Origin of the sequence: Pseudomonas alloputida (assembly GCF_021283545.2) — a bacterium.
Classification (GTDB): domain Bacteria; phylum Pseudomonadota; class Gammaproteobacteria; order Pseudomonadales; family Pseudomonadaceae; genus Aquipseudomonas; species Aquipseudomonas alloputida.
In genome coordinates, this window is sequence record NZ_CP128540.1 from 3217402 (window position 1) to 3230065 (window position 12664).

At 61.5% G+C, this 12664-nt stretch carries 11 protein-coding genes; all 11 read right to left on the bottom strand.

Annotation, left to right across the window (positions count from 1 at the left end):
- Window positions 1–51: 51 nt before the first annotated feature.
- Window positions 52–1131, bottom strand: coding sequence for a metal-dependent hydrolase (locus LU682_RS14680; protein WP_010954056.1), 1080 nt, complete (start codon window positions 1129–1131; stop codon window positions 52–54).
- A 74-nt stretch (window positions 1132–1205) separates the two neighbouring features.
- Window positions 1206–2456 carry an OprD family porin gene (locus tag LU682_RS14685; RefSeq protein WP_010954055.1) on the bottom strand — a complete coding sequence of 417 codons (1251 nt, stop codon included), beginning with the start codon at window positions 2454–2456 and terminating at the stop codon, window positions 1206–1208.
- A gap of 54 nt (window positions 2457–2510) precedes the next feature.
- Window positions 2511–3710, bottom strand: coding sequence for a benzoate/H(+) symporter BenE family transporter (locus LU682_RS14690; RefSeq protein WP_049587802.1), 1200 nt, complete (start codon window positions 3708–3710; stop codon window positions 2511–2513).
- A 146-nt stretch (window positions 3711–3856) separates the two neighbouring features.
- Entirely contained in the window at window positions 3857–4771 is a 915-nt protein-coding gene (gene catA, locus LU682_RS14695; protein ID WP_010954053.1) for a catechol 1,2-dioxygenase, read from the bottom strand.
- Window positions 4772–4800: 29 nt separating this feature from the next.
- Window positions 4801–6129 carry an MFS transporter gene (locus tag LU682_RS14700; RefSeq protein WP_010954052.1) on the bottom strand — a complete coding sequence of 443 codons (1329 nt, stop codon included), beginning with the start codon at window positions 6127–6129 and terminating at the stop codon, window positions 4801–4803.
- 57 nt (window positions 6130–6186) lie between these two features.
- Window positions 6187–6948, bottom strand: a complete 762-nt coding sequence (locus LU682_RS14705) for a 1,6-dihydroxycyclohexa-2,4-diene-1-carboxylate dehydrogenase (RefSeq protein ID WP_010954051.1) — start codon at window positions 6946–6948, stop codon at window positions 6187–6189.
- Window positions 6949–7082: 134 nt separating this feature from the next.
- Window positions 7083–8093: a benzoate 1,2-dioxygenase electron transfer component BenC gene (gene benC / locus LU682_RS14710; protein WP_010954050.1), complete on the bottom strand. Its 1011-nt coding sequence runs from the start codon at window positions 8091–8093 to the stop codon at window positions 7083–7085.
- Between the two features lie 72 nt (window positions 8094–8165).
- Complete coding sequence (gene benB, locus LU682_RS14715) at window positions 8166–8651, bottom strand: benzoate 1,2-dioxygenase small subunit (protein WP_232914922.1); 486 nt, start codon at window positions 8649–8651, stop codon at window positions 8166–8168.
- The gene (benA, locus tag LU682_RS14720) at window positions 8648–10006 is read right to left on the bottom strand and encodes a benzoate 1,2-dioxygenase large subunit (protein WP_004374325.1); all 1359 of its coding nucleotides are present in this window, start codon (window positions 10004–10006) and stop codon (window positions 8648–8650) included. Before benA ends, benB begins: the two co-directional genes overlap by 4 nt.
- 83 nt (window positions 10007–10089) lie before the next feature.
- Window positions 10090–11019 (bottom strand): RHS repeat-associated core domain-containing protein, encoded by a 930-nt coding sequence (locus tag LU682_RS14725; protein WP_110771845.1) that lies wholly within the window; start codon window positions 11017–11019, stop codon window positions 10090–10092.
- 94 nt (window positions 11020–11113) lie between these two features.
- Window positions 11114–12070 carry a benABC operon transcriptional activator BenR gene (gene benR, locus LU682_RS14730; RefSeq protein WP_010954047.1) on the bottom strand — a complete coding sequence of 319 codons (957 nt, stop codon included), beginning with the start codon at window positions 12068–12070 and terminating at the stop codon, window positions 11114–11116.
- Window positions 12071–12664: the final 594 nt, after the last annotated feature.

Sequence of the window (12664 nt, forward strand, 5' to 3'; positions counted from 1 at the left end):
GATCGAACCGCCATAGATGGGTGCAATTTCAGGCAATGCAAGGTTCCTGATCTATTGGGGCTGCCTTGCAGCTTCCGTTTGCCCAAGGTAGCGATCTGTCCAGTTCGCCAGCGGCAATGGCGGCTGCTGGTCGACAATGCGTCGCCAGATAAGCATCAGCTCTTGAGCGTTGAACAGCGAGCCAGGCCCGCTGCCTCGCCACGCCGAAGGCACACCGACCATCCACTGCCCTTGATGATCGCGCTGAGCCATGTTGAAGCGAAAGGTGTAATTCCCCGGGATCCCCATGCGCAGGTCGGTGACCACCAGTGCGTCGCCAATCTGGTCATAACGCAGCCAGTCATCGGTGAACCAGCGCAAGCGCTGGTGCAACGGGTCATCGTTCAGTGCTTGCGCCAGTTCCAGGTTGCGCGACAAGCGTTGCATTTCGGGTGGTTGCTGGTCGAGCACGCTGCTGATGCCTTCGTAGTAATCGCCATTCGGGGTCTTGGCCAGCACCCGCCAGACCAGGCTGTTGAATGCCATCGGCACGGCACGTACCTCGCTCACGACGACACCTTGCTGGTCCAGTGCCGACTGGAAGCGCTGTTCGGCAGCCATGCGCCCCGCCAGGCCGAAACCCAGGTAGCAGGTACTGAACACCAGGGCCATGGTCAGCAGGCGGGTAGCCCTGCGGGTCACGCCCTTCATGAGGGTGAAGACCACCGCAGCCAGCAGCGGCACGGTGTAGACCGGGTCGATAATGAACACCGCCGCCCAGCTTTCCGGGGTGGTGTGCAAAGGCCAGAACAACTGCGTGCCGTAAACCGTGAAGGCGTCGAGCACCGGATGGGTTACCAATACCAGCCAGAACGCCAAAAAAAGCCTGGGCAAGGTATACCCTTTGCCGGGCCAGCGCCTGTTGACCAGCCAGGCCAACAGCAAGGCCAGGCCGGTGAGCACGAACAACGAGTGGGAGAAGCCGCGATGATAAGTCATCTGCGACACCGGGTCGGCATAGCGAATGATCACATCCAGGTCCGGCAGCGTGCCCAGTGCTGCACCATACAGCAGCGAGCGTCGGCCCTGGATGCGCCCGAGCACGGTCCCTTGCAGCGCCGCGCCAAGTACGGCTTGGGTGATGGAGTCCAAGGTGGGGATTCCTGAAAGAGTCGTTTCCGCACGCTACCCCCATACACCCCCGATGCGCAATTCTCCTGGATGGCTCAGAACAGCTGCCAGGTGTACACCAGCGTCAGGCGGTTCTCGTCGATATCACTGCGGTAGTTGGAGCGCGCCATGGCGTTCCTCACCCGTATCCCCAACCCTTTCAGTGCCCCGCTCTGCACCGCATAGCCGATATCCAGATCACGCTCTCGATCACGCCCCTCGTAACCCAGCCCGGTATCGACATTGTTACCGGTTATGTAGCGCACGGTCGCTGTCAGGCCCGGCACGCCCATGGCGGCGAAGTTGTAGTCGTAACGTACCTGGTACGAGCGTTCGTCGGTGTAGGCAAACTCATAGGTCGGCACCTCGTTGCCCAACGGCGAGATGTTGGCAAATACCCGTGGGAACGGGCTATCGCCATAAATGCCCTGGTAGCCGGCATGGAAGCTGTGCCCGCCATGCCGGGCAGTGAACAGCGAGAAGAACGCCTGGTTGTCGATGTTGCCCAGCAGCGCATCGCCTTGCTCACGCGCGGTGAAATAACCCAGGTTGGCACTGAGTACCCAGTCGCCGACGGGTTTGCTGTGCTTCAGGCCAACAAAGCCTTGTTGGTAGATGTCCTCCAGCTGACCGTACCAAAGGCTGACGCTGCTTTGGTTGGCATTGAACGCATAGTCCCCACCCACATAGTTGAACGCGTCGCTTTCGGCCTGTCGCATCGGCACATGGCCGAGCATCGCGTTCATCTTGCCATCGCCACCTTCGTTACGCAGGTGGGTGCTTTTCAAGTGCCCGGCCTGCATAGTCAGCCCGTCGATTTCCGACGAGCTCAAACTCACGCCCTGATAGGTGGGTGGCAACAGGCGAATATCACTGAAGGTCAGCACCGGCAGGTTCGGTTGCAGTTCACCTGCACGCAGTTCGGTTTTTGATAACCGCGCCTTGAAGGTCGGCGCCAGGCGGCTGTACTCGTCGGCAGCGCGGCCGTCGCCATGCACCGGCAACAGGCCGGTGTTGGTGCGGTCTGGACTGCTGTCCAGCTTGATGCCCAGCAAGCCCAGAGCGTCCACGCCAAAACCGACCGGGCCCGGGGTGTAGCCACTTTTGAAGTCGAGGATGAAACCCTGGGCCCACTCCTCGGCCTTGGACTGTTTGTTGGCCCCGACAATGTCGGAAAAATCGCGGCTGAAGTAGTAGTTACGGGCACTCAGGGTGGCCTTCGAGTCCTCGAAGAAGCCGCCTTCGGCAGCCAGCAGTGGCTGGCTGAGCAGTGTCAGGCCCAGGGCAACGCAAGGGGTGTGGTTCATTCCGAAGCTCTCTTGATCTTGTTTTTATGGGTAAAGCGTTGGGAACACGGCAGTTCATGGGGTACGGCGCAGCACCTCCCGGGCACGTGGCTGGCGCAGCCTCAGCAGCGCGTGCGCCAGCAGGCCGAACAGCAACCCCCAGAACGCTGCCGACAGGCCCAGGAAAGCCACCCCCGAAGCGGTGACCAGGAAGGTGAACAGCCCGGCGTCGCGCTCGGCCGGTTCTGCCAGGCTGCGGACCAGGGCTTCGCTGATGGCGCCATACAGGGCCAAGCCGGCCAGGGCAGCGATCAGTACGGCGGGAAAGGCGGCGAACAGCGACATCAAGGTGGCCCCGGCAATGCCCAGTAGCAGGTACAACACACTGCCAGCCACCGCCGCTACATAGCGCCGTTGCGGGTTTTCATGGGCTTCATGGCCGGTGCACAGGCTGGCGGTAACCGCCGCCAGGTTCAGCCCGTGGCAACCGAACGGCGCCAGTAGCACTCCGATCAGGGCACTGGCGCTGATCAGCGGGCTGGCCGGCGTGGGGTAGCCAGCGTTGCGCAGTACCGCCATACCCGGCATGAATTGCCCGGTCAGCGCCACCAGCACCATCGGCAGCGCCAGGCTGAATACCGCCGACAGGCTGAACTGGGGGGTGATCCACTGGGGTGAGGCCAGTTCCAGCACCAGTGCCTCGCTGCGCAACGTACCGCTGGCCACGGTCACCAGCATGCCCACGCCCAGTACCGCAGCCACTGCATAGCGCGGCTGCACCCGACGCATCAGCACGTAGGTGACGAACATCGCCAGTACCAGCAGCGGTTGCACCGGCAAGGCGCGGAACACCTCGATGCCAAAGCTGAACAGGATCCCGGCCTGCATACCGGCAGCGATAGACCCCGGCAGTCGCGCGATGATGCGGTCGAAGGCCCCGCTGATGCCGATCAGCAGCAGGACCAGGTTGGCCACCAGGTAGGCGCCCACGGCCTGCTCCAGGCCCAGTTGCGGCAAGGCGGTGACCAACAGGGCCGACCCTGGGATGGACCAGGCGATTACTACCGGCACGCGGTAGCGCAGGCTGAGCAGCGCACCGAGCAACGCACTGCCCATGGACACGGCCCAGACCCAGGATGACAACTGCTGGTGCGACAGGCCGGCCGCTTCGGCGGCGTGGAAAATGATCACCAACGGGCCGGCGTAGGAGATCGTCGTGGCAATGCTGCCGGCGACGATGGCCGACACAGAGCAGTCCTTGATCAGCGTTTTCATGAAGCTTCTCGCAAGGCAGCGGCCGGCCTTTGTGGCGGGCTCTTGTTTGGGTGTTGGCTGCTTCGCGGGCATGCCCGCTCCAACAACGACTGCACAGGCTTCACCTGTGGGAGCGGGCATGCCCGCGAAACAGCCCACTCGGTGGATCAGGCCTCCTGCAAAGCTCGCGGCCGCCCGCTGCGCTGCTCATCGGCACCGCCCTGGGCCTGCTGCAACTGGAAGTCGAACTTCAGCTCGGCATGCCGACCATCCGGCCCTTCGACGAACACCACCTCCCCGACCAGCCCATCCCGTGTGGCATAGGCAAAGTCATCCCACAGGTACTTGTCCCCCGACAGGTTTATCTGCGTGGTCAGGTGCCGGTACCCTGGGGCCGAGATAAAGAAGTGCACGTGCGCCGGGCGCTGGCCATGACGGCCCAGCAGGTCCAGGCATTCCTGGGTTGGCCCCTGCGGGTCGCAGCCATAGCCCGATGGCACGATGGAGCGCGCGCGGTAGCGCCCCTGGGCATCGGTAACGATGCGCCGACGCAGGTTGTACGCCGACTGGCTTTGGTCGAAGAACGAGTAGGTACCACGGGTATTGGCATGCCACAGGTCGACCGTGGCACCCGGCAGCGGGCGTCCGTGCGGGTCCAGCACCTGGCCTTCCAGGAACATCACCGTGGCCACGCCCTCCTCGCTGCCGTCGTCCATGCGCACTTCACCTTGGGCAATCGGTGCGCCAGCCACGTACAACGGGCCTTCGATGGTGCGTGGGGTGCCGCCAACGCGCCCTGCCTCCTGGTCCTTGGCATCCTGCAGCAGGTCGAGGAAGTGTTCGATGCCCAGCCCCGCCACCAGCAACCCGGCTTCGCCGCGACCGCCCAGGCGGTTGAGGTAATCGACGGCGTGCCAGAACTCGTCTTCGCTGATGTCCAGGTCTTCGATCAGCCGCGCGGTATCCTGCAGCAGGCGCTGCACGATGCGTTTGAGGCGTGGGTTGCCGGCCGCATTACAAAAGCCTGCGGCCTGCTCGAAGAACTGCTGTACCTCGGCAGTATGGGAAATGTTCACGGTCATGGGGGTTACCTCGTCTTGTTCTGTTCGGTTCAGGCCTGCGCCGCCAGGGTCTGGGCGTGGCGCCGACCACTGGCCAGGTGCACGGCCATGGCCAGCGCAGCGATGGCGCCAGGGATGGCAAAGGCGATGAAATTGAGTTGCAGTGGCAGGTTGATGCCCATCAGCGCACCGCCCAGCAGCGGGCCGACGATGGCGCCATTACGGCCGATGCCCGAGGCCCAGCCCAGGCCGGTAGAGCGCACCGACAGGCCGTACATCTGTGCAGCGCCGGCGTACAGCAGAATCTGTGTACCAATGGTGGTGGCGCCGGCAATGAAGATCAGCAGGTACAGCACCGGCATCGGGCTGTTTACCCCCAGCAGGCTGATCGACAGTGCGGCGGCAATGAAGAACGCCACCTTCACCTTGACCAGGTTGTAGCGGTCACCCAGCCAGCCGCCGAGGATCGCCCCGGCCATGCCGCCAAAGTTCAGTGCCAGCAGGAATGACAGGCTTGAGCCCAGGCTGTAGCCGGCGTTGGCCATCAGCTTTGGCAGCCAGGAGCTCAGGGCGTAGACCATCAGCAGGCAGCAGAAGAACGCAACCCACAGCGCCAGGGTGCGAATCGCCAGGCCATTGCGGAACAGTTCCAGCACCGAAGCGCCGCTGCCTTTGCGGTCGGCCGCCTGAAGCACATCATCGGCCTGGACATCGCAGTCCGGGTCCAGCCGTTTGAGCAATGTGCGTGCTTCCTCGATACGGCCTTGGCGTACCAGGAAGCCGATGGATTCAGGCAGGTAGTAGAGAATCACCGGTAACAGCAGCAGTGGCACCGCTGCGGCGAAGAACATCGACTCCCAGCCAAAACGCGGCAGCATGAAGATGCCGACACCTGCCGACAGCATGCCGCCCAGCGAATAACCACTGAACATGATCGCCACCAGCGTGCTGCGCAGGCGCTTGGGTGCGTATTCGTTCATCAGTGCCACGGCGTTGGGCATCAGGCCGCCACAGCCCAGGCCGGCGATGAAGCGGTAGATGCCAAACTCGCTCGGGTTGCTGGCAAAGCCATTGAGGATGGTCGCCCCCGAGAACAAGGCGAAACAGATGGCAATGCCCTTCTTGCGCCCGATGCGGTCGGCCAGGCTGCCGAAGGCCAGGGCGCCGAACATCATGCCGAACAGCGCATAGCTGCCCAGTGCACCAGCCTGCAACGGGGTCAGGCCCCACTCTTTCATGATGACCGGCAGTACCACACCGTAGATGAACAGGTCATAGCCGTCGAAAATCAGCAGCAGGCCGCACCAGGCCATGACCATCCAGTGAAACGGGGTAAAGCGCGCATTGTCGATGATCGGGTGTACATCAAGGGTTCGCATGGCATCTGTCGCTCTTGTTTTTTTTGTGGAAGAAAGCTTTTGCCTTGAGGTTGCGGTTCAGCCCAGGTCGCCGCCCCCTACCGGCAGGGTCACGCCGGTGATGTACGAGGCTTCGTCGGACGCGAGGAACAGAATGGCCCCCACCTGCTCGTCGATGCTGCCGTAGCGGTGCATCAGGCTGCTGTCGAGGGTCTGGTCGACGATCTGCTGGTACCAGCGCTTTTCCTGCTCGGTTTGCTCTGCACTGTTGCGCGGTACGCGCCGGGGCGGTGCTTCGGTGCCGCCGGGCGCAGTGGCGTTGACGCGGATGCCCCGGCCGGCGGTTTCGAAGGCCAGGCAGGCAGTGAGCGCGTTGACGCCACCCTTGGCTGCGCCGTAAGGCACACGGTTGACGCCGCGGGTAGCGATGGACGAGACATTGACGATGGCGCCACTGCCACGCTCGAGCATGTACGGCAGCGCGGCGTGGCAGCACCACAGGGTGGGGAACAGCGAGCGGCGCACCTCGGCCTCGATCTGCTCGACTTCGTAGTGCTCGAAGGGCTTGGCCCAGATGGTGCCGCCCACGTTGTTGACCAGGATGTCCAGGCGGCCATGGGTTTCCACCGCGCTGGCCATGACCCGGGCGCAATCGGCGTGTTGTTCCAGGTCGGCGGTGAGGGTGAGCATGCCCTCGCCAGCCAGTTCGTGGACCAGCTCGGAACGGTCTACCGCCACCACTTGCGCGCCTTCAGCCTTCAGCCGCCAGCACACGCCCCGGCCGATGCCTTGGGCGGCACCGGTGACCAGGGCAACCTTGCCTTGGAATCTGTTGTTCATATGTAAATCTCCAGTTCGCGAGAGACCCTGTGGCAGCAACTCTCTTGCTCAAAGCCTGAAAGGCTGCGCGATCACTGTGGGAGCGGGCTCGCCCGCTCCCACAGGGTCGGCGTATTGCTTTGAATCAGGGAGCGTCAGGCCGCAGCCGCAAACTTCTCGTAGTAGAAGTTGGCCGGGGTAATGCCCTGCTCACGCACGTACTGGCTGACCGCTTCCACCATGGGTGGCGGGCCGCACAGGTACACATCCACATCGCCGTCATTGAGGTGGCGTGGCTCGATGTGCTGGGTGACATAGCCCTTCTGCGGGTACTGGCTGTCCGGGTTGGCGACGCAGGCGCTGTAGGTGAAGTTGGGGATACGTGCCGCCAGCGCTTGCAGGCGGTCGAGTTCGACCAGATCAAAGTCGTTGGTCACGCCGTAGATCAGGTGCAGCGGGTGCTCGCTGCCCTGCTCGGCGATCTTCTCCAGCATCGCGGTGAACGGTGCCAGCCCGGTACCACCGGCCAGCAGCAACAGCGGGCGCTGGATCGGCCGCAGGTAGAAGCTGCCCAACGGCCCGGCCAGGCTCAGGCTGTCGCCAGCTTTGGCAAGGTTGGTCAGGAAGCTGCTCATCAGCCCACCCGGTACGTTGCGGATCAGGAAGCTGACTTCGCCGTCCTTCTGCAGCGAGCTGAACGAGTAGGCCCGGCTCTGCTCGCTACCCGGAACCTTCAGGTTGACGTACTGCCCCGGGAGGAAGGCCAGACGGCTCAGGGCCTCACCCTTGATCGACAGGGCAATGGTGCTGACCGACAGTTGGCGCACATCGCTGATGGCGGCCTCGAAAGTGGCCTGCTCGGTCTTGCACAGCTGCGACGAAGCCGGGATGCGGATGACGCAGTCGCTTTCGGCGCGCATCTGGCACGTCAGCACGTAACCTTCGGCGATTTCGTCTTCGCTCAAGGCGTCTTCGATGAAGTTGTCGCCAAGGTCATAACGACCGGACTCAGCCTTGCACTTGCAGGTCCCGCAAGCGCCGTCGCGGCAGTCCAGCGGAATGTTCATGCCTTGGCGGTAAGCGGCGTCGGCCACGGTTTCCTGACCGGTGGCCTCAATGAAACGGGTAACCCCGTCTTCGAAATTCAGTGCGATCTGGTAGCTCATGTTGCACCTCGCGGGCGAGCCAGGCCACGGCGCGTCACAAGACGCACCGGGCAATGCTCGAAAAACCCTGTATCAGATGTGGTAGATGTCGATGACCTGGCGGACGTAGTCGTTCTTCAGCACCACCTTCTTGGCCTTGATCAGCGGCTGCTCGCCGCGCAGGTCGAGGGTGTAGAAGCTGGTGCCGAAGTAACTGTCGGTGGTCTTGTAGCGGAAGCTCAGGGTGTGCCAGTTGAAGCGCACCTGGCAGTTGTCCTCGCCCTGCTCGACGATCTCGATGTTGCTGATGTTGTGCGAGGTGCGGGTGTCGGGCACGGTCGCACTGGAGCGCTCGGTCTTGATGCGGAACACACGGTCTTCCAGGCCGCCACGGTTGCCGTACCAGATCAGCGAGATTTCGCTTTGTGGGTCTTCGGTGAGGGTGTCGTCATCGTCCCAGCTCGGCATCCAGAAGCTGGCATCGTTGGCGTACAGTTCCAGCCACTGGTCCCACTGGGCATCGTCCAGGTAGCGCGCTTCGCGGTACAGGAAGTCGCGCACGGTGTCATACAGGCTCATTGCACGGCCTCCACGGGGATCAGCTGCTGTTCGTCCTTGAGGGCCTGGATCATGGTGTCCTGCCAGTACTTGTGCTGCAGCACGAACAGGCCTTCGTCCTCGGTGCGCACGCCCGACAGCAGGGGTTCGAGTTCAATCTCCTTGGCCGCCTCATCGGCGCCTTCGACCCAGTGTTTCGCGCCACGGGACATGTCGTTCCAGCCAGTGCCGCCGCCATAGCCGGTCTGGCACGAGCGGAATTCTTCCAGGTCGTCCGGGGTGGCCATGCCGCTGACGTTGAAGAAGTCTTCGTACTGGCGAATACGCTTGGCACGAGCATCGGCGCTCTCGCCTTTCGGCGCGATGCAGTAGATGGTGATTTCGGTCTTGTTCACCGAAATCGGCCGGGCAACGCGGATCTGCGAGCTGAACTGGTCCATCAGGTACACGTTGGGGTACAGGCACAGGTTGCGCGAGTTTTCGATCATCCAGTCGGCACGTGCCTGGCCGAAATCGGCGGCCAGTTGGTCGCGGCGCTCATAGGCCGGGCGGTCTTCCGGGTTGGCCCAACGGGTCCACAGCAGCAGGTGGCCGTGGTCGAAGGAATAGAAACCGCCGCCCTGCTTGGCCCAGGCGCCAGCACTCATGGTCTTGATCTCGTCACCCGCCTCGCGCTGCTTGCGCTGGTTCTGGGTGGCGGCGTAGTTCCAGTGCACGGAGCTTACGTGGTAGCCGTCAGCGCCGTTTTCGGCGGTGAGCTTCCAGTTGCCTTCGTAGATGTACGAGCTGGCACCGCGCAGCACTTCCAGGCCTTCAGGCGACTGATCGACGATCATGTCGATGATCTTCGCCGACTCGCCCAGGTGCTCGACCAGCGGCTTCACATCGGCGTTCAGGCTGCCGAACAAGAAGCCCCGGTACGACTCGAAGCGTGCCACCTTGGTCAGGTCGTGGGAGCCGTCGCAGTTGAAGCTGTCGGGGTAGCCGGCGTTGCTGGGGTCTTTCACTTTCAGCAGTTTGCCGCTGTTGTTGAACGTCCAGCCGTGGAACGGGCAGGTATAGCTGGAACGGTTGCCGCGCTTGTGCCGGCACAGCATGGCACCGCGGTGGCTGCAGGCGTTGAGGAAGGCATTGAGCTCACCGTCCTTGTTGCGCGCGATGAAAATCGGCTGGCGCCCCATGGTCAGGGTGAGGAAGTCATTCTTCTCGGGGATCTGGCTTTCGTGGGCCAGGTAGATCCAGTTGCCCTCGAAGATGTGTTTCATCTCCAGGTCGAACAGCCGTGGGTCGGTGAACATCTCCCGCTTGCAGCGGTAGATGCCCTTTTCACGGTCGTCCTCGAGCATGGCATTGAGGTAGTCGAATCCCAGGGACATGGCCAGGGTCTCCCTTGTTATTGTTTAGACCTGGTCAGGTTAGGGAGACGGCTGGCGGGGGGCTATCCGGATTGTGCAGAACGTTATCCAGATTTACGGATGTTCGGTACTTTTTCGGTAACTTCAGAAAATGGCAATGCTTCGAACAACTCACGCTTTTCTAAAAATCCTTTTGCAGCTACCAGGTGTCGATCAACCCATTGTTTGATACTTAACACCTCCTGCAATGTCTCCCGGGCTGCTTGGGCATCCACCGGGAGACGTTCCTTCTCAAAGTGCTTTACAGCCAGGTTAAAACGATTCGCTCTGCTTTGGAACCAGCCAGCAGCTCGCTTTAGTCGCTGTACGTCATTTGGGTGCCACGATTGGTTTCTTTTGGCGTGTTTTATCCTGGCTGGGAGGGTACTGTCGAATTCATCCACTGCCTTCTGCACACCGAGGGTTTTCAAGGCCGGAGCTTTTTGACCCCACTGATATGATGCCGCCGAGCGGAGTCCCCATCGCTTGGTAAATAAACCGCCCGCAATGAAGCTGCTGGGCGGATAGTCAACGTGACCAGTTGGAACGTGACCACTCGGATCCACTTTGTTCACTGGATCACCCTTGCAATAACAATACGCATTGGCCCCCCCATCACCGAACGGGCTCAAGCTGTCTGGCGCATTGAACCGCATCAGCACCGGGCTGAATGCGCGATATCCATCGCCCAGCAAATAGTGCCCCGTGAGAGTGTCTTTCCGCTGGCCGGTGAATCGCAACAACGCTGATGCATCAGTATTTTGGCTGTCCCAGCCATACGCCGTGTAGTGCATCAGGTTCGTTGCATTTCGCCCAATGCATCCCTGAACCGAGCCTTGTAGATCCGCTGCGTAAAGCGCTGCCTGGACATCATCACGCTGCGCCAGCGTCCGGCCTGCTGCGCGCACCAAAGCCGAAGCTTCTGCGCCAACATATTTGACCAGCGAAAGTCCTTCGGGAGCGTAGAAATAAATTTGTTTCTGCGACTGCTGCATGGCTGTGACCATTCGTCCGGCATAGAACTAATGGTGGTTTAACAGCAAAGCGCTCGCAACTGGCATAAATGCCAGGTCTACAAGCCAAACGCCGTCACGCGCGCCGCTTGAATGTCTGTGAAGGCAACTCGCCAAACTGCTGCCGATAAATCTCGGAAAACCGCCCCAGATGAAGGAAACCGTAATCCAGGGCCAATTCCGTCACACTGCGCACGCCACAAGTAGGGTCGCTCAGGCAGGCATGCACCCGTTCCAGTTTCCGCTGGCGCACGTAATGCTTGGGCGTGATGCCCAAGTGCTGGTCGAACAACGCATACAGCGAACGCAAACTCATGCAAGCCTGCTCTGCCAGCACTTCAGCCGACAATTCCAATTTCAGGTTGCGTTCGATGTAATCAAGAATGCGCTCTAGCCCAGCCTGCGGGGCACTCAGGCTCTCGCGGCGGATATTGGTGCTCATCAGAGTCAGCAGCTTGCTGGCGACAATCTGGCTGTAATGGCCCTGCACCCTGGGCAGCGAATCGCTCACTTCCGCCTCATGACAAACCATGGCCAGCAGGTTCACGAAGCCATCCAGCTCATCCAGCCGGTAATGATTGCGCAAGAACCGCACGCCCCCATCAGGCCGCTGCCAGCGCTGTTCATCGCAGATCGAGTCCAGCAGCCGGGTCGGCACCTTGAGGATGAACTTCTCGCAGTCTTCCGAGTAAGTCAGGTCAACCGGGTCGTCCGGGTTGATCAGCAGCAATTCGCCCGGCACCAGGTGCTGCTCGCGCTTATGTCCGCGCCACAGGCAGTTGCCATTGAGCAAGACTTGCAGGTGGTAGATGGTTTCCAGCGCGGGCGACGTCACGCGAACACTGCCGCCATAGCTGATACGGCACAGGTCGAGCTCGGCGAACTTGCGATGGCTGAGGCTGGCCTGGGGGTGGGTGGTGCGGGACAGACCGATGCAATGCTGGCCTACATGCTGGTTCACATAATCGGACACAGCGTAAGGGTCGGCGTGGTGAAACACGCTACTGCGCTCGCTCAGCAGGCGGCTTTCCATAGGCAAGGCACTCGGTATCGTTATTGTTCTGGTCGCCGCGCCCTACCGCCTTGTGGGCTGTGGTTGCGGTCATCACGGTCATTCTATCGGGCTGGCAGCGCGTCGCAGGGGCAGGCGACAGCCGGCGGATAGGGGACACTACAGCAAAAAGGCGGGGGTTGGGCAATGCAACGATGGGATTGGCTGGGCGGATAGCGGACAGCTGCGGAGTCATGTGTGTTCGTTTATCGAACAGTATCTTCCGGTACTTGCGGGGCCTGCACATAGGGGCGGACCAAGCGCTCCAGGTGCCGGCGGTACGGGCTGGCGTGTTCAATAATCTCGTCAATGCCGATCGGGTAAATTTGGCGCATATCAGCTCTAACACCAGGTGCAGACCATTGGACAAACTCGCTTGCACTTCTCATGGCGGGTGATAGTGCCGACCATCCGCACAACATACGCCCCTCATTGACAGGGATGCTCTTGTCTCGGTCGTGCAGTATATAGGAAGCGGTCCACTAATTATGGCCTAACAGCTAATACGCCCCTTTACGTAGAAAGTTGGACACTTCAAATGCTTAGCTCCCAAGCGGCGAAAATAAGGTTGCTCGA

Coding starts and splice junctions, on each gene's coding strand:
- LU682_RS14685 (WP_010954055.1), bottom strand. CDS start 2,456: ATGAACCACACCCCTTGCGTTGCCCTGGGCCTGACACTGCTCAGCCAG.
- LU682_RS14690 (WP_049587802.1), bottom strand. CDS start 3,710: ATGAAAACGCTGATCAAGGACTGCTCTGTGTCGGCCATCGTCGCCGGC.
- catA (WP_010954053.1), bottom strand. CDS start 4,771: ATGACCGTGAACATTTCCCATACTGCCGAGGTACAGCAGTTCTTCGAG.
- LU682_RS14700 (WP_010954052.1), bottom strand. CDS start 6,129: ATGCGAACCCTTGATGTACACCCGATCATCGACAATGCGCGCTTTACC.
- LU682_RS14705 (WP_010954051.1), bottom strand. CDS start 6,948: ATGAACAACAGATTCCAAGGCAAGGTTGCCCTGGTCACCGGTGCCGCC.
- benC (WP_010954050.1), bottom strand. CDS start 8,093: ATGAGCTACCAGATCGCACTGAATTTCGAAGACGGGGTTACCCGTTTC.
- benB (WP_232914922.1), bottom strand. CDS start 8,651: ATGAGCCTGTATGACACCGTGCGCGACTTCCTGTACCGCGAAGCGCGC.
- benA (WP_004374325.1), bottom strand. CDS start 10,006: ATGTCCCTGGGATTCGACTACCTCAATGCCATGCTCGAGGACGACCGT.
- LU682_RS14725 (WP_110771845.1), bottom strand. CDS start 11,019: ATGCAGCAGTCGCAGAAACAAATTTATTTCTACGCTCCCGAAGGACTT.
- benR (WP_010954047.1), bottom strand. CDS start 12,070: ATGGAAAGCCGCCTGCTGAGCGAGCGCAGTAGCGTGTTTCACCACGCC.